The sequence below is a fragment of the Methylophilus sp. Q8 genome, assembly GCF_000800115.1.
In the GTDB taxonomy this organism is placed as follows: Bacteria; Pseudomonadota; Gammaproteobacteria; order Burkholderiales; family Methylophilaceae; genus Methylophilus.
Genome location: NZ_JUHE01000001.1, coordinates 1,168,092 through 1,194,060, shown reverse-complemented (window position 1 = coordinate 1,194,060; position 25,969 = coordinate 1,168,092). Strand labels below are relative to the sequence as shown.

The 25,969-nt window shown below is 51.6% G+C and carries 20 protein-coding genes; 10 read left to right on the top strand and 10 right to left on the bottom strand.

The genetic code is table 11. From position 1 onward, the window contains the following. Nucleotides 1-69 precede the first annotated feature (69 nt). From hemL to hemE, 4 genes are all read left to right on the top strand, one after another. A complete protein-coding gene (gene hemL / locus GQ52_RS05750) occupies nt 70-1,350 on the top strand; it encodes a glutamate-1-semialdehyde 2,1-aminomutase (RefSeq protein WP_047515820.1) in 1,281 nt (426 codons plus the stop codon). 418 nt (nt 1,351-1,768) lie between these two features. Next, nucleotides 1,769-6,418, top strand: coding sequence for a glutamate synthase large subunit (gene gltB, locus GQ52_RS05745; RefSeq protein ID WP_369798337.1), 4,650 nt, complete (start codon nt 1,769-1,771; stop codon nt 6,416-6,418). 87 nt (nt 6,419-6,505) lie between these two features. Further along, entirely contained in the window at nt 6,506-7,933 is a 1,428-nt protein-coding gene (locus GQ52_RS05740; RefSeq protein ID WP_047515815.1) for a glutamate synthase subunit beta, read from the top strand. Between the two features lie 169 nt (nt 7,934-8,102). After that, nucleotides 8,103-9,167: a uroporphyrinogen decarboxylase gene (gene hemE, locus GQ52_RS05735; RefSeq protein ID WP_047515813.1), complete on the top strand. Its 1,065-nt coding sequence runs from the start codon at nt 8,103-8,105 to the stop codon at nt 9,165-9,167. 35 nt (nt 9,168-9,202) lie between these two features. On the opposite strand, the gene GQ52_RS05730 is transcribed toward hemE, so the two are convergent. Beyond that, nucleotides 9,203-10,765 carry a glycosyltransferase family 39 protein gene (locus GQ52_RS05730; RefSeq protein ID WP_052179028.1) on the bottom strand — a complete coding sequence of 521 codons (1,563 nt, stop codon included), beginning with the start codon at nt 10,763-10,765 and terminating at the stop codon, nt 9,203-9,205. A gap of 303 nt (nt 10,766-11,068) precedes the next feature. Then, nucleotides 11,069-11,665 (bottom strand): cytochrome b, encoded by a 597-nt coding sequence (locus GQ52_RS05725; protein ID WP_047515811.1) that lies wholly within the window; start codon nt 11,663-11,665, stop codon nt 11,069-11,071. 66 nt (nt 11,666-11,731) lie between these two features. On the opposite strand from GQ52_RS05725, the gene GQ52_RS05720 reads away from it, so the two are divergent. Next, a complete protein-coding gene (locus GQ52_RS05720) occupies nt 11,732-12,685 on the top strand; it encodes a quinoprotein relay system zinc metallohydrolase 2 (RefSeq protein WP_369798314.1) in 954 nt (317 codons plus the stop codon). A 9-nt stretch (nt 12,686-12,694) separates the two neighbouring features. Here the strand turns inward: GQ52_RS05720 and GQ52_RS05715 are convergent, their stop codons facing one another. The 4 genes from GQ52_RS05715 to GQ52_RS05700 are packed head-to-tail and all read right to left on the bottom strand — an operon-like array spanning nt 12,695 to nt 16,252. Further along, the gene (locus GQ52_RS05715; protein WP_047515809.1) at nt 12,695-13,486 is read right to left on the bottom strand and encodes an SDR family oxidoreductase; all 792 of its coding nucleotides are present in this window, start codon (nt 13,484-13,486) and stop codon (nt 12,695-12,697) included. A gap of 9 nt (nt 13,487-13,495) precedes the next feature. After that, nucleotides 13,496-14,194 carry a TenA family transcriptional regulator gene (locus GQ52_RS05710; protein ID WP_047515807.1) on the bottom strand — a complete coding sequence of 233 codons (699 nt, stop codon included), beginning with the start codon at nt 14,192-14,194 and terminating at the stop codon, nt 13,496-13,498. After that, nucleotides 14,195-15,685, bottom strand: coding sequence for an AMP-binding protein (locus GQ52_RS05705; RefSeq protein ID WP_047515805.1), 1,491 nt, complete (start codon nt 15,683-15,685; stop codon nt 14,195-14,197). 12 nt (nt 15,686-15,697) lie between these two features. Then, on the bottom strand, nt 15,698-16,252 hold the full coding sequence (locus tag GQ52_RS05700) for a thermostable hemolysin (RefSeq protein ID WP_235272996.1): 555 nt from the start codon (nt 16,250-16,252) through the stop codon (nt 15,698-15,700). Between the two features lie 477 nt (nt 16,253-16,729). Here GQ52_RS05700 and GQ52_RS05695 point away from each other — a divergent pair, with 477 nt between their 5' ends. Next, complete coding sequence (locus tag GQ52_RS05695; RefSeq protein WP_047515801.1) at nt 16,730-17,431, top strand: phosphatase PAP2 family protein; 702 nt, start codon at nt 16,730-16,732, stop codon at nt 17,429-17,431. Beyond that, a complete protein-coding gene (locus GQ52_RS05690) occupies nt 17,428-19,107 on the top strand; it encodes a phosphoethanolamine transferase (protein WP_047515800.1) in 1,680 nt (559 codons plus the stop codon). Before GQ52_RS05695 ends, GQ52_RS05690 begins: the two co-directional genes overlap by 4 nt. On the opposite strand, the gene GQ52_RS05685 is transcribed toward GQ52_RS05690, so the two are convergent. Then, the gene (locus GQ52_RS05685) at nt 19,104-19,577 is read right to left on the bottom strand and encodes a hypothetical protein (RefSeq protein WP_235272994.1); all 474 of its coding nucleotides are present in this window, start codon (nt 19,575-19,577) and stop codon (nt 19,104-19,106) included. The two genes, GQ52_RS05690 and GQ52_RS05685, sit on opposite strands and share 4 nt — an antisense overlap. A 12-nt stretch (nt 19,578-19,589) precedes the next feature. After that, nucleotides 19,590-20,612, bottom strand: a complete 1,023-nt coding sequence (locus tag GQ52_RS05680) for a hypothetical protein (protein WP_047515796.1) — start codon at nt 20,610-20,612, stop codon at nt 19,590-19,592. Between the two features lie 94 nt (nt 20,613-20,706). On the opposite strand from GQ52_RS05680, the gene GQ52_RS05675 reads away from it, so the two are divergent. Next, nucleotides 20,707-22,335, top strand: coding sequence for a HAMP domain-containing sensor histidine kinase (locus GQ52_RS05675; protein ID WP_047515795.1), 1,629 nt, complete (start codon nt 20,707-20,709; stop codon nt 22,333-22,335). A 2-nt stretch (nt 22,336-22,337) separates the two neighbouring features. After that, on the top strand, nt 22,338-23,696 hold the full coding sequence (locus GQ52_RS05670; protein WP_047515794.1) for a sigma-54 dependent transcriptional regulator: 1,359 nt from the start codon (nt 22,338-22,340) through the stop codon (nt 23,694-23,696). On the opposite strand, the gene GQ52_RS05665 is transcribed toward GQ52_RS05670, so the two are convergent. Together GQ52_RS05665 and GQ52_RS05660 are read right to left on the bottom strand one after the other, a co-directional pair. Next, entirely contained in the window at nt 23,693-24,490 is a 798-nt protein-coding gene (locus GQ52_RS05665; RefSeq protein WP_047515792.1) for a class III extradiol ring-cleavage dioxygenase, read from the bottom strand. The genes GQ52_RS05670 and GQ52_RS05665 overlap by 4 nt on opposite strands. 20 nt (nt 24,491-24,510) lie before the next feature. Beyond that, nucleotides 24,511-24,900, bottom strand: coding sequence for a DoxX family protein (locus GQ52_RS05660; RefSeq protein ID WP_024930945.1), 390 nt, complete (start codon nt 24,898-24,900; stop codon nt 24,511-24,513). A gap of 172 nt (nt 24,901-25,072) precedes the next feature. On the opposite strand from GQ52_RS05660, the gene GQ52_RS05655 reads away from it, so the two are divergent. Further along, entirely contained in the window at nt 25,073-25,954 is an 882-nt protein-coding gene (locus GQ52_RS05655; protein WP_235272990.1) for a LysR family transcriptional regulator, read from the top strand. The last annotated feature ends 15 nt before the right edge of the window (nt 25,955-25,969 follow it).

The window sequence follows — 25,969 nt, the reverse complement described above, 5'->3', positions numbered from 1 at the left end:
ACCAGCATGATCAAGCCTGCCCGCTCTGATAGAATACGTTTTTTTGATGTTTACCAGATTGCATAATCCATGACCTCTCGCAACCAGCAATTGTTTGAAAAATCCCAGCAACTGATTCCAGGCGGCGTCAACTCGCCAGTACGCGCGTTTCGCAGCGTTGGCGGCACGCCCATCTTTTTTAAAAAAGGCCTGGGCTCCAAACTGTGGGATGTCGATGGCAAGGAATATATCGACTACATCAACTCCTGGGGCCCCATGATCCTGGGGCATGCGCATCCTGAAGTCATCGCCGCCGTGCAGCAAGCGGCTGCCAACAGCCTGAGCTTCGGCGCACCCACCGGCCTTGAACTGGAAATGGCCGAGCTGCTCAACGCGCTGGTGCCTAGCATGGAACAAGTACGCCTGGTCAGCAGCGGCACCGAAGCCACCATGAGTGCCATCCGCGTTGCACGCGGTTTTACCAAACGCAGCAAAATCATCAAATTTGAAGGCTGTTATCACGGCCACGCCGATGCTTTATTAGTAAAAGCAGGCTCTGGCTTGCTGACCTTTGGCGAACCCAGCTCGGCTGGCGTACCCGCAGAAGTGGCTGCCCACACCTTGACGCTGGATTACAACAACACGCAAATGCTGAAAGACACCTTCGCCAGCATCGGCGATGAAATCGCCTGCGTGATTCTGGAGCCCGTTGTTGGCAACATGAACCTGATCGTGCCACATCAGGAATTCTTGCAAACCCTGCGTGAACTGTGCACCCAGCACGGCACCGTGTTGATTTTTGACGAAGTGATGACCGGTTTTCGCGTGGCCCTGGGCGGCGCACAAGCCTTGTATGGCATCACACCCGACATGACAACACTGGGCAAAGTCATCGGCGGCGGCTTGCCAGTCGGCGCTTTTGGTGGCCGCAAAGACATTATGGGTGTATTAGCGCCATTAGGCCCGGTCTATCAGGCGGGCACGCTCTCAGGCAATCCGGTGGCGGTCACTGCCGGCCTGACCACTTTAAAACTGGTTCAAGCCCCTGGTTTTTATGAAAAACTGACCGCACAAACAACCAAGCTCACCGCAGGCCTGACCCAGGCAGCGCAGGCCGCTGGCGTGACATTTAGCGCACAGAGTGTCGGCGGTATGTTTGGCCTGTACTTCAGTGCCAGCCACCCAAGCAGCTATGCAGAGATGATGCAGGCAGACAAAAACGCCTTTAACAAATTCTTTCACAGCATGCTGGACAGCGGCATTTACCTCGGCCCATCGGCCTTTGAAGCTGGTTTTGTTTCAGCAGCGCATACCGATGCAGATATCGCGCAAACAGTACAGGCGGCGGCGATCGCTTTCGCAAGCCTGTAATCCCTCCTGATCATGCGGCACGCTCATCCGCCGGTGTGCCGCGTGATGCAAATAAAACCAGCTGACCACACAAAAGAACAAGCCCCACATTGGGCACTTAAATAAGACACCTCAAATGCGCGCCTTATTTCACGGCGCCAATCCGCAAAAACCCACTTTCCTCAATTAAAACAGCGCACATCTCATACACGGCGTGCGCAACTGCCGCCGTAAAAACCGCCAAACTTCTGTCTCTGCTGCCATTTTTCACAGGTAAATAAAAACCATTCTCAATTAAGATAAAAAAATAGATTTATCCGTTATTTAACGCAGGCTAAACAATTGAAATTGCTAAACTTTAACGGTATCATTGAAGGTTCCTCCAAATGTTTTGTAAGTGAAGAATCTGGCAATGGACATGCAGTCTGACAACAACGTGATGAGTGCTTCTCAAGATACCGCAACCGCTCTGGACGACCAGTTTGGTTTAGCTCCCCAATCTCAGGGTTTATACGACAGACGCCACGAAAAGGATAGCTGTGGCGTGGGCTTTGTTGCCCATATCAAAGGGCAGAAAAGCCACGATATCGTCGCCAAGGGCCTACAACTGCTGGACAACCTGACGCACCGCGGCGCGACCGGTTACGACCCGAAACTGGGTGACGGCGCTGGTTTGCTGATGCAAATGCCTGACACCTTCATGCGTGAAGAAGCCGCCAAATTGGGCATGACCCTGCCAGCCACAGGCCAATACGCCGTGGGCCAGGCTTTCTTGCCACAAAATGCAGATAACCGCGCCAAGTGCGAAGCCATTTTTGCGCAAATCATCGCTGAAGAAAACCAAACACTGCTGGGCTGGCGCGATGTGCCTGTCGACAACAGCAATATCGCTGATGCAGCGCGCGCCGTTGAGCCGGTGATGCGTCAGGTATTTATTGCCAGCACGACCACTGACAGCACCGTCTTTGAACGCAAATGTTTTGTCATCCGCAAGCGTATTGAGCATGCAATTCGCGCACTCAACCTGCAAGACAAAGCACAGTTTTACATGCCGTCTTTCTCTTCCCGCACCATTGTCTATAAAGGCATGTTGCTGGCAAACGAAGTGGGTATCTACTATACCGACCTGAAAGATGCACGCGTGGTCTCGGCTTTGGCCCTGGTACACCAGCGCTTCTCTACCAACACGTTCCCAGCCTGGGATTTGGCCCACCCATTCCGCATGATTGCGCACAACGGTGAAATCAATACCGTACAAGGCAACGTTAACTGGATGGCGGCACGCCACGAAACCATGAAATCCGCCGTATTGGGCGAAGATCTGGAAAAACTGTGGCCACTGATTGCCGAAGGCCAGTCTGACTCCGCCTGTTTTGACAACTGTCTGGAGTTGCTGGTCGCCGGTGGTTACAGCCTGCCGCATGCCATGATGATGCTGATCCCGGAAGCCTGGGCTGGCAATCCATTGATGGATGAAGACCGTCGAGCCTTCTACGAATACCACGCTGCGCTGATGGAGCCATGGGATGGCCCGGCTGCCGTGGCGTTCACCGATGGCAAAATGATTGGTGCGACCCTGGATCGTAACGGTTTGCGTCCGGCACGCTACTTGGTCACTGAAGACGACATCGTGATGATGGCGTCTGAAATGGGCGTGATCACTTTCCCGCAAGAAAAAATCGTTAAAAAATGGCGCTTGCAGCCGGGCAAAATGTTGCTCATCGACATGGAGCAAGGTCGCATCATTGACGACGAAGAAGTGAAAACTGAATTGGCGCAAGCCAAGCCTTACCGTCAATGGATTGAGCAAACGCGCTTCCACCTGACCGAGCTGCCGAATGTAGGTAGCGGAGAAGTCAGCCTGAACTCTGACTTGCTGGATACACAACAGGCGTTTGGTTACTCACAGGAAGACCTGAAGTTTGTGCTGCAACCTATGCTGGACAACGGTGAAGAGGGCTCAGGCTCCATGGGTAACGACGCGGCGCTGCCAGTGTTGTCCAACAAAGCCAAAACCTTGTACAACTACTTCAAGCAGTTGTTTGCACAAGTGACCAACCCGCCAATTGACCCGATTCGTGAAGAATTGGTGATGTCGCTGGTGACATTTATCGGCCCTAAACCGAACCTGTTGGCGGTTGACGAAACCAACCCACCATTGCGCCTGGAAAGTGGCCAACCGGTATTGAGCCTGGACGGCCTGGAAAAACTCAAACAGATCGAGTCCCTGACCAAAGGCCAGTTCAAGTCCATCGTACTGGACCTGACTTATGATGCAGCCCTTAGTAAAGCAGGCATGAAACAGGCCCTGGACATCTTGCATGACCAGGCCGAAAAAGCCGTGCATGACGGCTACAACGTACTGATCCTGTCTGACCGCAGTGTGTCTGCCAGCCGTATCGCCATTCCAGCCTTGCTGGCCTGTTCTGCAACGCATGAATTCCTGGTTAAAGCGGGCTTGCGCACTAGCACTGGCTTAGTGATCGACACTGGTTCTGCACGTGAAGTACACCACTTTGCCCTGTTGGCAGGTTACGGCGCCGAAGCAGTGTGCCCATGGCTGGTATATGAAACCATGAAGACCATGACCAGTGATGTTGAAAAAGCGGGCAAGAACTTCGTGAAGGCAATCGGTAAAGGCTTGTACAAAGTGATGTCCAAAATGGGCATCTCGACCTACCAGTCTTATTGTGGCGCACAGATTTTCGAAGCGATTGGCTTGAACAGCCAGTTCGTTAACGACTACTTCACCGGCACCGTCAGCCAGATTGAAGGTATCGGCCTGGAACAGGTTGCCGAAGAAACCGTACGCTTGCATAGCCAGGCCTTTGGTAGCGACCCGGTATTGTCCAACGCCCTGGAAGCCGGCGGCGAATATGCCTTCCGTGTGCGTGGCGAAGAGCACTTGTGGACACCGCAATCCATCAGCAAGCTGCAAAATGCTACCCGCACCGGCCAATACGACACCTATAAAGAGTATGCTGCACTGATTAACGACCAGACCCGCCGTCACATGACCTTGCGCGGCCTGTTTGAAATCAAATCAGCTGGTAAAGCGATTCCATTAGATCAGGTTGAACCTGCCAAAGACATCGTCAAACGCTTTGCGACTGGCGCCATGTCACTGGGCTCAATCTCTACCGAAGCACATGCCACACTGGCAGTGGCGATGAATCGTATTGGCGGTAAGTCCAACACCGGCGAAGGTGGTGAAGACGTTAAACGCTTTATTCCAGTACAAATAGATTCCAGCATTGCTAAAGTGCTGGGTAGTGACCTGATTGAAGCCGATGTGGCCTTGAAAGCGGGCGACTCCATGCGCTCACGCATCAAGCAAGTGGCTTCTGGCCGTTTTGGCGTGACTGCTGAATACCTGAGCAGCGCCGACCAGATTCAGATCAAGATGGCACAAGGTGCCAAACCAGGTGAAGGTGGTCAACTACCAGGCCATAAAGTATCGCCGTACATTGCGAAACTGCGTTTCTCAGTACCTGGCGTAGGCTTAATTTCCCCACCGCCTCACCACGATATTTATTCGATTGAAGATTTGGCGCAGCTGATTCACGACCTGAAAAACGCCAATCCTAAAGCGTCTATCTCTGTGAAACTGGTGTCTGAAACAGGTATCGGTACCGTGGCGGCCGGTGTAGCCAAAGCCAAGTCCGACCACATTGTGGTCGCAGGCCATGACGGTGGTACCGGTGCTTCCCCTATTTCATCAATCAAACATGCTGGTACACCATGGGAACTCGGCCTGGCCGAAACCCAGCAGACTCTGGTATTGAACCAGTTGCGTGGCCGTGTCGTGCTGCAAGTCGATGGCCAGATGAAAACCGGCCGTGACGTACTGATCGGCGCCTTGCTGGGTGCAGATGAGTTTGGTTTTGCTACCGCACCACTGGTGGTTGAAGGCTGTATCATGATGCGTAAGTGTCACCTGAATACTTGCCCAGTTGGCGTGGCGACACAAGACCCTGAACTGCGTAAGAAATTTACCGGTCAACCAGAACACGTGGTGAACTACTTTTTCTTCGTTGCAGAAGAGTTACGTGAGCTGATGGCCAGCATCGGTATTGCCAAGTTTGAAGACCTGATTGGCCGTGCTGACTTACTGGACATGAAAGCCGGGATTGAGCACTGGAAAATCAACGGTCTGGACTTCAGCAAGGTATTCCACTTGCCAGAAATGCCAGCCAGCGTGTCACGCAAAAACAATGACGTGCAAGATCACGGCCTGGTCAAAGCCCTGGACAATCAACTGATTGAACTGGCAAAACCAGCATTGGAAAAAGGCGAAAAAGTCAACATTGCGTTGCCTATCGTCAACACCAACCGTACCGTGGGCACCATGCTGTCACACGAAGTCGCCAGCCGTTATGGTCATGCAGGCTTGCCTGACGACACCATCAGCGTCAAATTCACCGGCACCTCCGGCCAGAGTTTTGCGGCGTTTCTGGCCCAGGGCATTACGTTTGAATTGACCGGCGAAGGCAACGACTACGTGGGTAAAGGTTTGTGTGGTGGTCGCATCATCATCAAGCCACCAGCGACTTTCCGCGGTTTGTCTTACGAGAACATTATTGTCGGTAATACCGTCATGTACGGTGCAACCACCGGCCAAAGCTTCTTGAGCGGCGTCGCAGGCGAGCGCTTCTGCGTCCGTAACTCCGGCGCAACGGCAGTGGTTGAGGGCGTGGGTAACCACGGCTGTGAATACATGACTGGCGGTACTGTGCTGGTCCTGGGTCCAACCGGCCAGAACTTTGCAGCGGGGATGAGCGGCGGTATTGCCTATGTTTACGACATTGATGGCAAATTTGCCCAACGTTGCAATATGAGCATGGTGTCATTGGACAAAGTGGAAGCCGCTGAAGCCGATGTCGGTAAAGTGCAGCACCTGGGCCAGCCTGATGAAGTGATTCTGAAAGGCTTGATCGAGCAGCACCTGGCGCTGACCGGTAGTCCGCGGGCAAAAGAACTTCTGGCTGACTGGCCAGCCTCACGTGCGAAATTCGTCAAAGTATTCCCTAACGAATACAAACGCGCACTGACCGAGATGGCTGCAGCTTCTGCCAAACAAGCCGCTTAATCGTTTTTGTTAATTGTATGCCCCGCCTCGCGCGGGGCCTTGTTAAGGTTGCGTCTGTACAAAGCAACAGGGAAGAGATGATTTCACATGGGTAAAGTCACAGGTTTCATGGAATTTGACCGCCTGGCAGAAGAGAATCTGCCGGTCAAAGATCGCGTCAAAAACTATAAAGAGTTCGTCCTGCATTTGACAGACGACCAGGCCAAACAGCAGGGTGCGCGCTGCATGGATTGCGGCATTCCTTTCTGTACCACCGGCTGTCCAATCAACAACATCATTCCAGACTGGAATGACCTGGTGTATCACCAGGACTGGCGTAGTGCGATTGATGTATTGCACTCCACCAACAACTTCCCTGATTTTACAGGCCGTATTTGTCCGGCACCTTGTGAAGCAGCCTGTACCTTAAACATCAATAATGACGCCGTAGGCATTAAATCTATCGAGCACGCGATTATTGATAAAGCCTGGGAAAACGGCTGGGTCACACCGCAAATCAACCCCAACAAAACCGGCAAAACAATTGCTGTGGTAGGTTCAGGCCCTGCAGGCCTGGCAGCAGCACAGCAACTGGCTCGTGCGGGCCACAGCGTGACCGTGCTTGAGAAAAACGACCGTATCGGCGGCTTGCTGCGTTACGGCATCCCAGACTTCAAACTGGACAAATCGAATATTGACCGTCGCGTTGCACAAATGGAAGCCGAAGGCGTGACCTTCAAAGTGAACCAGAACGTAGGCGAGAACGTCAGCGCAGCGGACCTCGAACGTGACTTCGACGCCGTGATCCTGGCCGGTGGCGCAGAGTTGCCACGTGACCTGCCAGTACCAGGCCGCGAACTGGATGGCGTGCATTTCGCCATGGACTTTTTGACACCGAACAACAAAATGGTCGCCGGTGATACCGTGCCTAACCAGATCAAAGCCACCGGTAAACATGTCATCGTCATCGGCGGCGGTGATACCGGCTCCGACTGCGTAGGTACCTCCAACCGTCATGGTGCCGCCAGCGTCACACAATTCGAGTTGATGCCACAGCCACCAGAAAAAGAAAACAAATCACTGGTGTGGCCAAACTGGCCACTCAAAATGCGCACCTCCAGTTCACACGAAGAAGGCGCAGACCGCGACTGGTCTATCACCACCAAAGAACTGATTGGTGAAAATGGTAAACTGACCGCGCTCAAAGGCGCACGCGTAGAGTGGAAAGACGGCAAAATGGTCGACGTACCAGGTTCTGAATTCACCATTCCAGCGGACTTGGTATTTTTGGCCATGGGCTTTGTCTCACCAGTACAAAAAGTACTGGACGCCTTTGGTGTCGAAAAAGACAATCGTGGTAATGCCAAAGCCACCACCGATGGCGAAGGCTGTTACAAAACCAGCAAAGCCAAAGTGTTTGCTGCTGGCGATATCCGTCGCGGCCAATCTCTGGTGGTATGGGCGATCCGCGAAGGCCGTCAGTGCGCACGCGAAGTCGATGCTTTCTTGATGGGTAGCTCGACGTTGCCACGTTAATTCAGCAAAATGGCCCCCTCAAAAACGCCGATGAATGTCATCGGCGTTTTTTATTTGTCATATCGCAAAAAAACACCATTCTTTCGGGTGAAATAGCAGCTTGGCCTTTATAATCATGCTTTTACATATTGTTGACCTGCCTCATCACAGATAAGGCAATTGCTATCCAATGACTCAACTCCAAAACGATACTTTTTTACGCGCACTGATGCGCCAACCCACAGAATACACGCCGGTCTGGATGATGCGTCAGGCCGGGCGCTATTTGCCGGAGTACCGTGAGAGCCGGAAAACCGCAGGCAGCTTTATGCAGTTATGCCAAAGCCCGGCATTTGCCACTGAAGTCACACTGCAACCGCTGGATCGCTACCCGCAATTAGATGCGGCCATCCTGTTTAGTGACATCCTGACCGTACCGGATGCCATGGGATTGGGCTTGTATTTTGAAGAGGGTGAAGGCCCGAAATTTGAGCGCACTTTACAAGCGGAGGAAGATATCCTCAAGCTTGAAGTGCCGGATATGGCCAAACTGCAATATGTGTTTGACGCGGTCAGCAGCATCCGCAAAGCACTCAATGGCCGCGTTCCGCTGATCGGCTTTTCCGGCAGCCCTTGGACCCTGGCGACTTATATGGTCGAAGGCAAAGGCGGTACCGACTTCCTCAATACCAAAAAGATGGGTTATGCCAGACCGGAGCTGTTGCATCGCATTCTGGAAATCACGGCACAAACCGTGATCCAGTACCTGAATGCCCAAATTGCCGCAGGCGCTCAAGCCGTGATGATTTTTGACTCCTGGGGCGGCGCACTGTCACATGACGCTTATATCGAATTTTCGCTTAACTATATGCAGAAAATCGTCGCTGGACTGACCAAAACCGCGGAAGGTAAAACCGTGCCCAGTATCGTCTTTACCAAAGGCGGCGGTTTGTGGCTGGAGCAACAAGCGGCCATTGGTGCAGATGTGTTAGGCCTGGACTGGACCGTCGATCTCGCGCAAGCACGCCAACGTGTTGGTAACCAGGTTGCGCTACAAGGCAATATGGATCCAGCCATTCTGCTGAGCTCAACAGCCGCGATTGAAAAAGAAGTCGCCCGCATTCTGGCCAGCTATGGCAATGGTCATGGCCACATTTTCAACCTGGGCCATGGCATTACACAGTGGACGCCACCTGAACATGCCGCATGCATGCTGGAAACCCTGCGCAAGCTCAGCCCGCAATACCATCTTTAATACAACTAAGGGCTGCGTCATGCAGCCCTTAATGCTTACATCTGAGCGCAAGCACTAGCGATCTGTGCCGGGCTGATGCGCCATAAATAATGATCGCGTACTTTGGCTTGCGGCGCGACCTTTGCCAATAAGGCCAGATGTGCCGCGCTCCCCGGATCACCCGCGACCCAAAGTGACTGATTCGCCTGCAAACGGCATATTTGCTGCGCCAACTGCTGCTCGTTCAACAGATTTTCTGCCGCGACCTGAGGATTAAAACGCTTGGCTTCAAGCAATTCTTTTTCCCAGCTGTCATCCAACACCTCCTGCGCAGCCGCCTGCCAATTAGTCACAACCCAGGCCGATTTGGATAAATGCAAATAAAACGGCAAATCGAACTGATATTTACCCAGCATCACTAACTGATCGCCTGCATGGGTGAGTGATTGCACTTGCATTGCCAATTGATAAGAAGCCACCTTTTTTGCGTGCTGAATCACCGTCATAATCGCAATGACACAGGCCACAATGGCCACAGCCAGCGTCAGCCACAAACTACGGCGCTTGAATACAGAGTCCTGACAGGCCTGTACCATCAATAGCGCAGTAAGGGTCGCCAGCGCTGGCAATACCGGCATGATATAACCCAACGGCTTGGAGACCGGAATAGAAAAGAACAACAGAATAAAGCCCAGCCAGCACAGCATCAGCAAGCCCACGTCACGTTGCACAGGTGTCCACATCCGTAAGGCCGGTTTACGGAATCTGAGCAACCATAATGACGAAGGCAATGTGAGCAACAAGAGTGCCGGTAAATAAAACCAGAACGGCTCCTGATTGTTAAAATTTGATCCGGCAAAACGCTGAAAATGATGATGAATGAAAAAGTAATCCAGAAAGCCTTTGAATTGAGATTCCATCAACAAAAACCAGGGGCTGACCAGTAATAAAAACACCGCGACTGCTGGCCACCAGAAGAAATGCTTGATGTAAGCTAAGCGCCTGCTTGCCAGCAACCAGCAAAAAACAACGGCTGCAGGCAATACAACGCCGATCAAGCCTTTGGCGAGAATCCCACCTACCGCAAAAAACATGGTCAGCATTAAATGGTGCTCTGCTGGCCGCTCTCTATCTATGCTCCAAACAAACTCCGCTGCAGACAGGATGGTGAGCGAAATCATACAAGCGACCAGCATATCCAGATTGGCAAACTGCGCACTGGCAAAAAAGAATGGTTGTGTGACCAGCACCACAAAAGCCATCACCGCCGTTCTTTTATTTAAATACAGGAACAAGAACCTGAATAATGCAATGGCCATCACAATGGATGACAGCAGCGGCGCTACACGGCTACAGAGGAGGTGAGGGCCGCAGATGTTGAGGCTAGCAGCAGTGAGCCAGTAAAATAGCGGCGGTTTATGAAAATAAGGTAACCCATCCAGATGCGGCACTAACCAGTCACCGGATGTCAGCATTTCCCAGGCAATGCCTACATAGCGTCCTTCATCCGGCAACGCCAGCGGCCTGAACACGGCGGCGACACCTAACCAAAGAATTGTAACTCCCAACCAGACCAGGTGACTGGAACTGACCCACTGCTTTAACCGACCTTGCGACATGCCCACCCGCTTTTTTTAATAGATTGATCCCTGTATTGCTGACGGATAAAGCGCTCCCTATTCGTTGGAAGTCATTAGCATTTAAGTCAACAATAGCAACCATTTAGCAAACAGCATGCCGACAATATAGTTATTAATAATCAAACAGTTATATCAAACCAAATAAGAATCCCTGCATCTTTTGCAGACCACTAATGCCTTTAATCAGTGGCCAATGCATTTTTTGCAGAACTTGCGAGGTATTCGCAAATAGCAGAGACAAAAAAAGCCTGCAATCGCAGGCTTTTTAATGAACAGGCAGATTTACTTTAAAGACATGCGCGACATGGTCTCATCTTTATCAATAAATTTATGTTTAAGCGCGCCAACTACATGCACGATAAACACAACCAGTAGGATATTGGCGAATAGCTCGTGAGACTCTTTGAACGCATCGCGCAAGTCTGCATTATCCAAACCACCAAATACCTCTAGCCCAAACCACTTCAAGCCAAATTTACTGTAAAGCGTCATTAACACACCACTCAACGGCAGGCCTACCATCAACAGATACAGCAAATGGTGCGCACCTGTTGCCACTTTGCGCTCCAGCGCAGAATAGCTGGCCAGCATTGCTGGAGGCGTGTGGCTGATACGCCAGTAGACCCGGAACAGGATCAGCCACAGCAAGGTAAACCCTAGCGATTTGTGCAAATTGAAATACAAGGTTCTGGCGCTGGCGGGTTCGTCCATCTGCCAGGTGTAAATGCCAAGATCAAACAAGTCAAAAGCGGTTTGCTTGGGGCCATCCTTGGGCAACTCACCCATGTACCAGCCGAGGGCGAACATAGCGATGATCGCCAACCCGATCAGCCAATGCAAAATAACGGCAACTTTGGTATATCGTTGCGTGGAACTCATGTTTTCTCCTTGAAATTACGTGTGACAGCAGTCACTTTGTCATCATGAATGATTTGATTATGATGTATGAAACATTCATGGGCAGTCGTCATGTTATCAAAAATCAAGCTATTGTGTGCCGGTGTTACATTCGGTTTTGTAACGTTTTGTAGTCATGTGCAGGCAGACACATTTGAGTTGCAAAAAGTTGCCGAAGGCGTGTATGTCCATCATGGTCAACATCTGGATATCGACGACGGCTACCAGGGCGACATTTGTAACCTGGGCGTCGTGGTTGGTCGCGATGCCATTGCTGTGATTGATAGCGGTGGCAGCAAACACACTGGCGAGCAATTACTGCAAGCCATCAAAACCATCAGCCCGCTGCCGATACGTTATGTCATCAACACGCACGTGCACCCTGATCACACCTACGGCAATGCCGCTTTTCAAAACGGCGCTACCCACTTTGTCGGCCATGAAAAACTGGCGAATACTATGCTGTTACGTAAGGAACAGTATGAAAAACTCAATGCACGGCTGCTCGGTGAGGCAGGCAAAGCCAGCGCAACCATCACACCAGATACCGCCGTGCATGATCAACTCACGCTGGATTTAGGTGGCCGCAGTTTGCAACTGCAAGCACAAAAAGTTGCCCACACCCACACTGACTTAACCGTACTCGATACGAAAACCAACACCTTGTTTACTGGCGACTTGCTATTCGCGCAACGCACCCCTGTCGTTGAAGGGGATATCAAAGGCCTGATTGCGGCCCTTGAACATGTGAACCAGTCGCATTATGCACTGATTGTCCCCGGGCATGGTCTGGAAAGCGCAGATCAACCAACCATTATTGGCAACGAGCTACGCTACCTCAACTTGCTGCTGGCTGACGTCCGCAACAGCATTAAAAAAGGCATCAGCATGGAACAAACCATGGATTCCGCAGCGGCCGCTGAACACGACAAATGGCAATTGTTCGATATTGCCAACCGGCGCAATGTGAATGTGATCTACCCGCAGCTGGAGTGGGAGTAGGCTAGCTGGTTACAAATACTTCTTCGCCAGCGCGACCTGTTGTTTGAGGCCCAGACTCACCAGCCTGGGGGCCAGTCCATTCAGCCAGGCAAACAAGCTTTGCGGTTGGCCGATAAAGAGCTCCTGCTTATCTTTCTGCAATGCCTGCACAATTTTATCTGCTACGTCTTGCGGGCTATCCACGGCCTGGCCAGAGGCCTGCCACATGGCGTTGGTGCGGTCATCATTCATGGGAGTGGCAATGGCGCGCGGTGCAATGTAAGTGATGCCAATATTGGTATCCACCAACTCACGGCGCAATGCCTGACTAAACCCATGAATGGCAAATTTGCTCGCGCAATAGGTAGCAAAATGCGGGAAGCCCAGCGAGCCAAAAATAGAACCAACAAACGCCAAATGGCCTCGGCCACGTTTTAAAAAATAAGCAACAAACTCACGACTTAAAACCAGGGTCGCCGTGACATTGGTATGCACCATATTATCGATGCTAACCTCGGTTTGCTCGGCAAACTCGGTGAATTCGATAATCCCGGCATTGTTAATCAGCAAATCCACATGCCCCATCTCGCGCAAAGACTGTTTTAATACTTGGCTGGCCATATTGGGTTGAGCCAGATCGGTGACAATAATATGTGACTTGCCACCCTGTGCCGCGACTCTTTTTTGCAGCGCATGCAACTTGACCGGATCCCGCCCGACCAGTCCGACGACAGCACCTTGCGCAGCAAGTGCGAGGGCGAGCTTGGTCCCGAGGCCACCAGTTGCGCCAGTCAACACCACATGCAGATTACGTAACTCCATCGCCGACTCCTAAGCTGCTGCCACCAGCGGTTGACTGGCTGCCGCCTGTGCCGCCACATGCTTGAAAATCTCACCATACAAACGGTAAAAGCGTTTCGCCGCATGAATAATGATTTGCTGATCCTCAGGCTTGGTCACCCGGTTCATCAGCCCCTCATAAAAGGTCACGTGGCTGAGATCTAGCGAGCCATGTGAAAGCAGGTAGCTAAAGGCTTTTTTCGGCAGATTGAGGGCCTGCATGATTTCTTCACCGGCTTGTGTAGCCACGGCGGTGCTGGTGCCTTCCAGCACCAATACCATGCCAAAAAAGCCTAAGGGATTCACGCGATTGATCATGTCATAAGCATAAGCCACCATCATCTCTGTTTCATGACTGGCGGCATCGGCAGCCGTCGCGCTATGGCGCACAGACTCTTTATCACCGCCGCAAGCAGCAATATCATTGAGCACCCACTCCTGATGCCCCATTTCTTCTTCGATATATTCGCCAATCGCTGTACGCAACCACTCGTATTCTCCACTAAGTCGGCCACCACAGGCCATGAGCAATGGGGTCGTATGTTTGACATGGTGATAAGCCTGGGTGAGGAAGGCACGGTAGATGTCCAGAGTGATATTACCTTGCGCACCTTGCACAATCAGCGGCAACGTCATCAAGGTGTTACGCTCCTGCTCGGTCGCGCTTAATAATTGCTGATAAAAAGTCATTTAAATTCCTTCGTAAATCGCATGGATTTCAGCAGCATAAGCAGCGGCAATCGCATCGCGTTTCAAGCGGCCATTGGCCGTGAGCTGTCCGTTATGCGGGCTAAATGGCTGGTGAGCAAACACCACATCTCCCACCTGTGCATAGTCAGGCAGCTGTTGATTCGCCTCTGCAATCGCCTGCGCCACTTGCTCTGTGGTGAACGGCGGCTGCGGCACCACAATCGCCACATTAAACGGCCGCGCTTCTCCAAATACACACACCTGCTGCAATGCTGGCTGGTGTATTAATGTGCTCTCCACCCACTCAGGCGAAACATTGCGCCCAAACGAGGTAATAAACATATTCTTTTTGCGGCCTGACAGATACACATAACCCTCAGCATCCTGATAAGCCAGATCGCCAGTGGCCAGATAACCTTCCTCGTCCAGCATCGGCGCGGCAATACCACCCTCGGGCCGGGTGTAGCCATCATACAAAGCGCCTTTCACCCAAAGCTCGCCTGTCAGATCCACCCGTAGCTGCACATGTGGCAAGGGCTTGCCTATACTGCCTGGCTTGTGTGATTGTGGCGTATTGAGTGCAACAACCGACGCACACTCTGACAAGCCATAGCCTTCAAACACCGGCAATCCTAACGCGTGGGCTTGCAGGATCAACGCCGGCACCACCTTGGCGCCACCGACTGCGACAAATCGCAACGATGCCAGCGGCGCCTGGCCTGATTGCACATACATCACCAGCGCACGCAGCAACTCAGGAATCAGGATCGCAGTCGTCGCCCGGCTATCTTGCAGGCCTTGATACAAGCGGCTGATGTCAAACTGACTACCAGTAAAGCCAACTGCGTGGCACGGATATACCACCACCGTTGCGCCAGAAATCAGGCTGGCATAGACGCCCGCCACGTTTTCCAGCAACGTGGCCAGCGGCAACACGCAGAAATGGCGATCAGCTGCGCCCGGCACGATCAGACTGGCAATAGCACTGGCGACCTGCCCCATCGTCTGTGCAGACAGGCAAACCCCTTTAGGCGCACCGGTTGTACCAGAGGTATAGGTGATTTTATCGGCAGCGGCGGCGCGATCATGGGCATGAATACGCAAGACTGTCACCGCTTTACCTGCCACCTGCCATTCAGCGACCACAACACTGTCAGGGTATAGTTGCTGCCAGGAAGCTGGCATATCAGTCAAGATCAGGCTAACACCAGCATCCTTAATCGCATGCTGTTTTTGTGTCGCAGAAAAGAACGCCGGCAGTGGCACGTTGCTCCAGCTAGCAGCCAACACCGCTAAATCCAATACAATCCAGGCCGGACTATTATCCAGCGCCAGCGCCACAGTGGCACGGTTGGTCAGCGCGCGCAAGGCGCCCGACACGCGCGCCATCTCCGCCGCCAGTTCACTATAAGTCAGCTGCGCAGACGGCCCTTCTAGGGCGATCCGGTTCGGATTTTGTGTTGCCTGGGCATAAATCTGTTGCAATATCATGATGATTTGCGCTTATAAAGGATCAGCCACGCCACGAATCGCCACAATCTGCGGTGTATGCTTGTAATAACTGCCCCATTTTGCGCACTCCTCTGCGCTCAATCGTTCAGGGCTCGCCATAGCCAGCGGAAACAAATCGACACCGCCTTTAATCAGGCCATTTTGCAGGCTATGATGCGCGGTCGCCACGCCCCACGGCAAATTCATGCTCAAACTATGTTGAATCACATGCGCAATCAGCACACCGGCATTGCGCGGATTCGCCACCGCCAGATTGCCTATGCAGGTAATTTCTTCGCGGCGTATATTTCTGCCGAGTTGGCGCGACATCAATTGCTCAATCGGCTCATCCAGATATTGCTCCAGAAACAAACGCTCTTGTGCCGCATTACGCAAACCAAACGCGGCCATTAAAACACCGTTGGCATCACGCAAGGCCACCAGTTGTGGCATAAAGTGACTCACCTGCGCGCCGTACACCTGCTTAAATACCGCCGCAATAAAGGCTTCCACCTCCTGGCGGCACGGCGCACCCCGCTCAACCAAATGACCTGTAATCTCATTCACTTGATACCTTTTCGCTTGGGCAAAGTTCCTCAATTCATAAGCAGATGATGCATGGTAAAACGGTGTATTTGACTCTGAATGCAGCATGCCATTTCTTTCACTGACAACAATCTTGTCAAGCTAATTGCAAACACCATGCCAGAGACAATTATTCATAATAATCATGAAGTTATAAATATGCACTTCTGCCACACTCTGCACTTTTTGCAGATAGATTGCCATACATTTAATTCATACCCTGCATTTTTTGCAGACACCTTAAAATGAAATCATTTTCATTACCGTTGGAAAATAGAAATTTTCCAAACAAAATCAGCAGGTTAACTCATAACACATCAGGCTGATTATAAAGTGGCACATCAATTGCATTTATGGTCGGAGATTTTGAAAAGATGGTGTACCCTCACAATTGTCCGGCTATCAACTATTTTCAAAAAATAACAACCCGTTGCATTTGGCAATCAACACAAAATAGACATGATAAAAAGTCCCTGGTTACCTCAGCCAACTCTGGCGGCACTGTGGTGCGTTTGGATCGCATTAGCGATTGCCATCGTCTGGCTGGCGAATGCAACCGCTCTAGATCTGGCGCTGGCTGACCAGCAATTTGACTTTACACAGCACAGTTTCACTCAAAAGCATGCGTTTTTTTATGAAACAGTGATGCATGTGTATGCAAAACATCTGTTTACCGTGATCTGGTTAGCCCTGTTATTGCTGGCCTGGCTGCCTAAGCGCCTGTTAGGCCATCGCCTTTCGACAGACACCCGTTACAAACTACGCTGGATCGTCTTGCTGGCTTTGCTCAATGCGATTGTCGTCTCCTGCCTCAAACACCAAATGCCGCATGCCTGCCCCTGGGATATCGTACGCTACGGCGGCAGCGCGCCATGGGTGCCTACTTTCACCAGTCATCCGGCGCTAGAAGCTGGTCATTGCTTTCCGGCAGGACACACGACCAGCGGCGTATGGCTGTCTGCACTCGGCCTGCTATGGTTACCGCAAGCCCCTCGCAAAGCCTTATTGGTGACTATTGCCGGGCTTGCGGTCGGCTTCGCCTTGGGCTGGGCGCAACAAATCCGCGGCGCCCACTTTTTATCGCACACCCTGACCTCGCTTTGGCTCATGTGCGGCTGGTTATTAATGGTATTCACTTTTTCCAAGAGTCGTATTGAATGAAAATATTCGCAATGTTTACCCGCACGCTACGCGCGCTGTTCACCCCGCAAATCTGCCTGATCTGGGGCGCGAGCCTGTGGCTGATGCTCACCAGCAACCATGCCTTATTCGAACATCTGCTCAACCTCTATCCATGGAACGCGCATAACGCTGGCTTTATCATCAGCATCAGTCTGTTTTTTACCTTTAGCATTACCTTATGGCTGATGCTGCTTAGTCATGGCAAGTCAGCACGCTGGGTGTTGTCCATCATCCTGCTGTCTGCCGCCTGGGCCGCTTATTACATGGATGAGTTTGGTGTCATTATTGACCACGTCATGCTGGACAATGCAGCGAAAACCGACACCCAGGAAGTCATGGGGCTGTTGTCATGGGGATTTTTAATCAAGATATTGCTGCTAGGCGTGATCCCCGCATTTATCCTGATCAAAAAAGTGCCAGCCCGTTTTTTCCAGCGCGATCCGATCAGCGTCCGCCTCAAGCAGATTGCCCTGCTACTGTTAGGCATGATCCTGGTGGTGATTCCATGCAGCGCCGATTACGCCACGTTTGTACGTGAGCATAAAATGGTGCGCATGTATGCCAACCCAACATTCTTCCACTACTCAGTGGTGAAATGGACCTCGAAAAAACTGTTTACGCGCAGCATCACCGGCCTGCAAAAGACCGCGGCTGATGTGGTCAATGTGGAAGCGGACCAGCACCATGAACTGATCATTATGGTGGTAGGTGAAACTGCCCGCTTCGACCGTTTTTCTCTCAATGGGTATGCCCGTGAAACCAACCCCAGACTCAGCAAAGAAGCCGTGGTGAGTTTTAAACAAGTCTCCTCGTGTGGCACATCTACCGGCGTCTCTGTGCCGTGCATGTTTTCAATGCTGACCAGAAAGCAGTATGACGAAGACAAGGCCTTGCATATGGAGAACGCGTTGGATGTGTTAAACCGTGAAGGCGTCAAGGTGTTATGGCGTGATAATAACTCCGACTCCAAAGGCGTCGCCTTGCGCGTGCCTTACGAGGATTTTCGCTCACCCGCCCATAACCCGGTGTGTGACGACAATGAATGCCGTGATATCGGCATGCTGAGCGGATTGGACAAATTTGTTGAAAAAAACAAAGATCATGACATCCTGATCGTATTACACCAGATGGGCAATCATGGTCCCGAATACTACCGCCGCTATCCGGATGAATTCAAAAAATTCACGCCCATTTGCAAAACTGGCCGTTTGTCAGAGTGCTCGCAACAAGAGATTGATAACTCGTACGACAACGCGATTTTGTATACCGATTACTTCTTGTCAGAAGTTATTCAGTTTCTGAAGAAATATGACAGTAATCGTGAGACCGCCATGCTGTATGTTGCAGATCATGGTGAATCCCTGGGTGAGCATGGCATATACCTGCACGCAGCACCCTATATGATTGCACCCAAAGAACAAACCCACGTACCGGCAATTTTATGGGTGGGCCAGCATTTCGACTATCAACTGCCGCAAATCACGCCCTACGCTGAGTATCCCCTCAGCCATGACGATGTGTTTTGCACCTTGCTCACAGCCTATGAACTGAAGTCCGAAATATGCCACGCCGAGTTTGGCTGGCTGGCACAAAACCGCGAGCTACAAGAGGAACAGCGCAAACACTTGCACCAAATCAAAGCAAGCACTCACTAATTACCACTATCACAGCGCAGGCTTGGTGGCTCACTCTGGATTTTATTGGCAGTGAGCCACACCACAGCGCGTACACGCTCATCCAATTTACAGGCCTCAATATAGCCAACAGCACTCTCGGTATAGGCCACATAGCGAATCATGGCCTCTTGTGACTCCACGGTATAAGGCGGCTGAACACCCTGAAAATACAGCCCGTTCCAGTAACCAAGCTGGGCCTTGGGGCTACTATGTAACACCTGCTGAGAAAAGCGCTGACGTAACGGATGCTCAGTAGACAAATTAGCTGGGTGCAAGGGCTTACCCTGATTGCCATACAGTTTTTTGCGCCAGTAAATAGACGCAAGATCATTGACCGTTATGGGTACGCTATAGTTAGGCTGTGCCGACACAATCACCGCAATGACCGGCTCCTCTGCCATCACCAACGACGGCAGGAAACCAGCCAAGAATATCCAGTACCTCAACATGTAAAACTGCATTTAATACATCATCGCAAATGAAGCCGCGAACCCACGCGGCACATCGTTATATTCACCACTACCGCCAATGACTTCAAATTTTAGCAATTGATTGGGCTTGAGGCGTTTAGTGAGCCCAAGCATCCAACGCTCAGCATTCTGGGCAGTGGGTTGACGTAAACTCTCCAGACGGGTAATCCAGTACCAATCATCCTTAATCAAAAAAGCACTTTGTAAATACGCTCCACTGCCCGCGCTCTGGCCACGCTCTGCTTTGCGAGTGTAGGCTTCACCACTCAGCTCCCAGCGATCAATTTCCAGTAAAAAATCCAGGCCAACGATTCGATATCTTGATCCACCAGATTTCTCATCGCGATACCCTGAATAATTCAAGCCTATGGTATTGAGGCCAGCATTCTCGTCGGTAAAATTAAAAACATTATTGATCGAAACTCTGGCGCCATGCGCATCGCGATACTGTGCTGCACCACGGCTTTCTGGTTGTGCATTCATGAGTGCGGTATACACTTGATAGTCTAGTGAACGCTCTTTAAATGCAATGTTCCCAAAGAACTGTGCACCGCTGGTAAAGCTTGGAAATAACTCAGTGGTTGCAAGCGGCCTGCTGGCTGTCCAGACCAAAGGAGAGGCGTGCAGTTGATTCCAGCGACCTAACGGTGTCAAGAAACGACCAATCCGCACATTGCTGTTTTCGTTCAAATTGACATCGAAATACAGACGTTCCGGATTGATATAGGCATCACGAAAATCCACCCCCTGCGAGTGTGTATAACTTGCGGGATCTTCCAGGTCCAGTTCGCCAAAAAACTTGATCCTGGTATTCTTGTCCCAAGTCACGATCATGCTCAGTTCATTCCAGGTCAGCCGTGTAGATTCTGTACGTGGAATACGCAAGTCAGCACTGGTATAACCACCCACGCGGAACCCTTGCCAGAAAGAGGATTCCTCCTCTGCCAGTAACGGCTTGCACAACATGCAGAGGCTGATTACACTGACTGCACAACGCAGTAAAATAGTGAACATAAACACTTTCCGATCAAGCAAGTACAACGCCGATAATTAAGTCCGTATTTTCTCATACTCCATGCCTAAACATGCGCCTTTAACCATTCGTAAAATGCTGCTTATCGCATTTTTACTGGCAGGATTACTACCTGCATTATTGGTTAGCGTGCTGAGTTTCTATCAAGCGCGCACGGCATTGCGCACTGAAATCAAACACGATCTGCAAACGACCGGGCAAGCTGTGGGTGAACACATCGACAGGGTACTTTTCGAGCGTGTACAAAACGTGCGTAGCTGGAGTCAGCTGGCCATCATGCAAGACATGCAAATCGGTGATATCGACAAGCGTTTGTCCATTTTCCTCGAAGAAACACGCAATAGTTATGCAACACAATACATTTCAATAGACGTCGTCGACCTGCAATCAAGTATCGTCGCTTCCAGCAATCCCCGCCGGATCAGTCAGCGATTATCCAGTCCCCCCATTTGGTTTTCGTTTAAGGACACGACACAACCAATGACGATCTATCGGTTACAGAATGACCAACTGATGATTTCTACCCCAGTCATTTCCAATGTCACGTTGCAGCCAATTGGCCATTTGATTGCTACATTTAACTGGGCAGTGATTCATGACTTGCTTAATCATGCGGCGCAACACTCAACAGAGTTGGCTTTAGCAGATGAAAACAAGCACTTACTGGCGCAATCCAGCAACTGGTCGCAACTACGACACAGCCTGCATGCCCACATTGCGATACAAAGCACACTACCCATCTATGGCTGGGAGGTGCAATTGAATAAAGCGCATGATGTAGCTGTGGCTCCCGTGCATCGACTGGGTGTGACCTTTTTAATCCTCTTGATCCTGGTGCTAGTATTTTCACTGATTCTGGTCACGCCTATTACAAAAAGTTTTACACAACCCTTGGATGAATTGCTACGTTTTATCAAGCAATTACGCCTACCTGATGCCGCACCTCCCAAGCTCAGTGGCCCGGCAGAAGTACAGGCATTAAACCAGGCATTTACAAAAATGGCAGCTGACCTGCAATCTTCTGAACAACAACTGACGCGTGCCGCCAAACTGGCCGTCGTCGGTGAAATGGCCGCGGCCATGAGTCATGAAGTAAGAACACCATTGGGCATCATGCGCTCGTCGGCTGATGTGCTGCTTAGGGAAGCGCAACTGAGTGAAGATGGTCGCGAGGTACTCGGGTTTATTATTTCAGAAACCGAACGCCTGAATAAACTGGTCAGCGCCCTGATTGACGCTGCCCGCCCACGGCTGCCGAATAAAATCCCGCTGGACCTGCAAGTGCATTTACAACATGTCGTTGCCATGCTGCAAAAACCGGCGCAGGCAAAGCAAATTACCCTCACACTACAAGCCGCGCAGCCGGTCATCATTGAGGCAGATCAGGATCAGATGACACAAGTGCTGGTCAACTTGCTCATGAATGCGATTCAGATTTTGCCGGACGGTGGAAACATTCAGCTGCAACTATCAGCAGATGCAAAGTGTGCCCATATTGCGGTGGCAGATGATGGCCCTGGTGTCCCGCCTGCACAGCAAGGGCATTTATTTGAAGCCTTTTTTACCCAACGCGCTGGCGGCGTTGGCCTCGGGCTAGCCGTGGTGAAGCAAATCATCGAAGCGCACGATGGTACAATCAACTACAGCACCAGTCCCTGGCAAGGGGCCCAATTTAACTTATCACTTCCGTTAGCGACTGTATAACCATGTCCACCCCGCAACACACTATTTTGGCTGTCGATGACGAACCGCATATGCGCAGACTGCTGGAAATCAGCCTGCGCCAGGCGGGCTACCGGGCGCTGTCTGCGGGCAATGGCCGCGAAGCGCTGGAACTCATACAGCAACAGCAAATTGACCTGGTGGTGAGCGACCTGCATATGCCTGGCATGAGTGGTTTGCAATTGCTGAGTGCCATCCGCAAACAATATGAACAGTTGCCATTTATCATGGTGACGGCGCAAGGTGAAATCAAAACGGCTGTTGAAGCCATGAAACTGGGCGCCAGCGATTATATTCTGCGGCCGTTTGAACTAGAAACCCTGGAAATCGCTATCCAGAAAGCGCTGGCGGTGAATCGTATCCAGATCGAAAACACGTTTCTAAAGGAAAGCAGCCAACCGCCTGTCACCGGCCTCATCGGCAACAGTCCGCCCATGCAATCGCTCAAGCAAATGATTCAGCAAGTGGCGCCAGAACGGGCGACGGTATTTATTGTCGGTGAAACCGGCACCGGTAAAGAGCTGGTGGCCAAAGCATTGCACGACGCCTCCTCGCGCAAATCAGAATTATTCGTGGCGGTGAACTGTGCGGCGATCCCGGTCGATATTCTGGAATCTGAATTGTTCGGGCACGAGAAAGGCGCATTTACCGGCGCAGTAAAAGAGCGGGTCGGTAAATTCGAACTGGCCAATGGCGGCACCCTGTTCCTGGATGAAATCACAGAAATGCCTATCCAGTTACAGTCGAAACTTTTGCGCGTGCTACAGGAAAACGTCGTCGAAAAACTGGGTGGTAACCGGCAGATTGCGCTGGACGTGCGCGTCGTCGCCGCCACCAACCGTGACCCCTTGCAAGCGGTCAAGGAAGGCAAGCTACGCGAAGATGTCTATTACCGTCTGAATGTGATTCAACTGCAGATTCCGCCGCTGCGTGAGCGTGGCGAAGATGTCAGCCTGCTGGCTGACTATTTTCTAGGCAAACGCCAAAGCCAGCTTAGCGAAAGTGCGCGCTTGAGCTTGCAGCAATATCGATGGCCAGGCAATGTGCGCGAACTGGAAAATATTCTGGAACGTGCCGCGATTCTGGCTGGCAGCCAGACGATACAACAGCAACATTTTCCCGCCGATATTGCACAACAGCTGATACCGGTAAACACAGAGTCCAGTGCATTGGCCGCCGACAATAATAACCTGTCTATTCCACGCGCGACAGAGGCGATTGAACGTCGCCTGATCCTGCAAGCCCTTGATGATTGCCAGGGCAACAAAACCAAGGCAGCCAAGCTATTAGAGATCAGCGAGCGCTCACTCTGGAATAAATTAAACCAATACGGTTTACGCTAGCGGCTTAGCGATAGCGACCCCGTTGTCGTCGCCCAAAGATAAGCATCCATGGCCAAAATACCATAAGTGTTTTCTGGCGTAAAACGTATGGCCTCACCAATGGCGCTGCCCGCCGCGACAAACAATGGCATCAAGTGGTCTTCACTCGGATGCGCCTGACTCCCTTGTGGACACTCAGCACGGTAATTGAACATGTGTTGCCATTGTTGCGTTTGAATACGTTCAGCCATCCAGTCGGTAAAAGGCAACACATAGGGCAAAGGGGCGGCATTTCTGTCAGCCGTAAAAAAGTCTGACAAATTATGCGTGATGGCGCCTGAGGCCAGAATCAGCACATTTTGCTCATGCAGGCCTTGTAACGCACGCCCAAGCGCAAACTGTTCAGCTGGCGTGCTACGACTTTGAATCGACAACTGCGTCACCGGAATATCTGCCGCCGGGTACATCAGCATCAGCGGCACCCATGCCCCATGATCCAGCCCGCGCTGTGGATGTGCTTGCACCGCAATATCCTGTGCTTGCAACAATGCCGCTACCTGTTGTGCCAATGCTGGTGCGCCCGGTGCCGGGTATTGCTTTGCATACAACGCTGGCGGAAAGCCGGCAAAATCATGAATGGTTTCCGGCTGGCTCGCCAGGCTGACTGTCGGTACGCGCGTATCCCAGTGGGCGGAGACGACCAGGATGGCATCCGGCCTAGGCAAGGCGGCGGCCACCTCGGCCAGCATCTCGCCGGTGTTACCCGGTTCGATCGCCAGCGTTGGTGCACCATGTGACACAAACAAGGTCGTCATATGAATACACTCCGCCTATATTAACGGCGACGGTTATCCAGGCTAAACGCACCCGCGCCAAATGCCACCACCATCAGTAAGCCACCAACAATGGTCAGGTTTTTCAGGAACATGATCTGCTGCATTTGATCGGCCAGGTTATTGTGGAACATAAATGCCGTGGCGACAGTAAACACGGCAATGCCGGCCGCGGCCAAACGCGTCTTGTAACCCACCAGCAAAGCAATACCAAGCACCAGCTCTACAAACAAGGCAATCGCATACGCTACCTCAGGCAATGGCGCGCCTACACTTTGAATATAGCCAATAGTGCCAGCCGGATTCGCTGCCTTACTCAAGCCACTGATAATAAAAATCTGTGATAACAAAATACGACCAGCCACACTGGCTGCGGATTGGATTGCGTTCATGTTGTACTCCTTGTTGTGGTTGTGCGATGCGATGATCAGCCGCACATCGCACATTTCCCTGAGAAAATGTGTACTGCCGTTATTTGGCTGATGAATGGCATTGTATTCCTGAAACAAAAAAATGATAATCCCACGCATAATAGTAAAACTGTCTCACATAGGTTGACAATCAATGGCTTCATTAGAGGAAATGCACTTTTTTGTGGAGGTGGTCAAACACGGCAATTTCACCAGTGCGGCGCACGCGCTTGGCATCTCCAAGCAGCTGGTGAGCCGCCGCATCATCGCGCTGGAGGCCAGATTAGGCGTGCGCTTGTTGTTGCGCACGACCCGCAAACTGTCGCCAACAGAAACCGGCAAAGTGTTTTTCCAGCGCGCGCAACAAATCCTGCAAGCTATTCACGATGCTGAACTAGAAATCAGTAATCGCTCAGACGAGTTGCGTGGACTGCTTAAAATTTCTGTGCCGCTGTCTTATGCCAACTTGCGGCTGGCGCCTGCCCTCACTGCGTTTATGCAACAACATCCCCTGGTGGATGTCTGGCTGGATGCAGATAACCGGCATGTGGATATGATTAGCGAAGGCTATGATATGGTGATACGCGTCACCGACCAGCCCGAAGAGGGCATGGTGGCACGTAAACTGGAAGATGCGGCAATGCGCTATTGCTGCAGCCCGGACTACATCGCACGCTATGGCGTACCCACTTCGCCGCAGTCGCTCTCCAAGCATGCCTGCTTAACGCACCGGGCCAGCGAGTGGCTGTTTAGCGAAAACGACCAGATACACCGTATCCCGATTCAGGCGCGCTTAAAATCAAACCACGGAGAAGTATTGCGTGATGCCGCCGTCGCCGGACTTGGCATTACCGGCTTACCGGCCTTTTATGTACTGGAAGATTTACAACAGGGGCGCCTGGTTGAGGTATTAGCAGAATATCGCATGCAGCGCGCGGGCATTTATGCCATGTATCCCTATCACAAGCAGGTGTCAGCTAATGCACTGGCCTTGATCGAGCATTTGCGCCACTGGTTTCAAGCAACGGCTGCCTGAGTCGCTGGCAGCCGC

Coding starts and splice junctions, on each gene's coding strand:
- GQ52_RS05655 (WP_235272990.1), top strand. CDS start 25,073: ATGGCTTCATTAGAGGAAATGCACTTTTTTGTGGAGGTGGTCAAACAC.
- GQ52_RS05720 (WP_369798314.1), top strand. CDS start 11,732: ATGAAACATTCATGGGCAGTCGTCATGTTATCAAAAATCAAGCTATTG.
- GQ52_RS05665 (WP_047515792.1), bottom strand. CDS start 24,490: ATGACGACCTTGTTTGTGTCACATGGTGCACCAACGCTGGCGATCGAA.
- GQ52_RS05685 (WP_235272994.1), bottom strand. CDS start 19,577: ATGTTGAGGTACTGGATATTCTTGGCTGGTTTCCTGCCGTCGTTGGTG.
- hemE (WP_047515813.1), top strand. CDS start 8,103: ATGACTCAACTCCAAAACGATACTTTTTTACGCGCACTGATGCGCCAA.
- GQ52_RS05710 (WP_047515807.1), bottom strand. CDS start 14,194: ATGACTTTTTATCAGCAATTATTAAGCGCGACCGAGCAGGAGCGTAAC.
- GQ52_RS05660 (WP_024930945.1), bottom strand. CDS start 24,900: ATGAACGCAATCCAATCCGCAGCCAGTGTGGCTGGTCGTATTTTGTTA.
- hemL (WP_047515820.1), top strand. CDS start 70: ATGACCTCTCGCAACCAGCAATTGTTTGAAAAATCCCAGCAACTGATT.
- GQ52_RS05680 (WP_047515796.1), bottom strand. CDS start 20,612: ATGTTCACTATTTTACTGCGTTGTGCAGTCAGTGTAATCAGCCTCTGC.
- GQ52_RS05675 (WP_047515795.1), top strand. CDS start 20,707: ATGCTGCTTATCGCATTTTTACTGGCAGGATTACTACCTGCATTATTG.
- GQ52_RS05670 (WP_047515794.1), top strand. CDS start 22,338: ATGTCCACCCCGCAACACACTATTTTGGCTGTCGATGACGAACCGCAT.
- GQ52_RS05725 (WP_047515811.1), bottom strand. CDS start 11,665: ATGAGTTCCACGCAACGATATACCAAAGTTGCCGTTATTTTGCATTGG.
- GQ52_RS05740 (WP_047515815.1), top strand. CDS start 6,506: ATGGGTAAAGTCACAGGTTTCATGGAATTTGACCGCCTGGCAGAAGAG.
- gltB (WP_369798337.1), top strand. CDS start 1,769: ATGAGTGCTTCTCAAGATACCGCAACCGCTCTGGACGACCAGTTTGGT.
- GQ52_RS05690 (WP_047515800.1), top strand. CDS start 17,428: ATGAAAATATTCGCAATGTTTACCCGCACGCTACGCGCGCTGTTCACC.
- GQ52_RS05730 (WP_052179028.1), bottom strand. CDS start 10,765: ATGTCGCAAGGTCGGTTAAAGCAGTGGGTCAGTTCCAGTCACCTGGTC.
- GQ52_RS05695 (WP_047515801.1), top strand. CDS start 16,730: ATGATAAAAAGTCCCTGGTTACCTCAGCCAACTCTGGCGGCACTGTGG.
- GQ52_RS05705 (WP_047515805.1), bottom strand. CDS start 15,685: ATGATATTGCAACAGATTTATGCCCAGGCAACACAAAATCCGAACCGG.
- GQ52_RS05715 (WP_047515809.1), bottom strand. CDS start 13,486: ATGGAGTTACGTAATCTGCATGTGGTGTTGACTGGCGCAACTGGTGGC.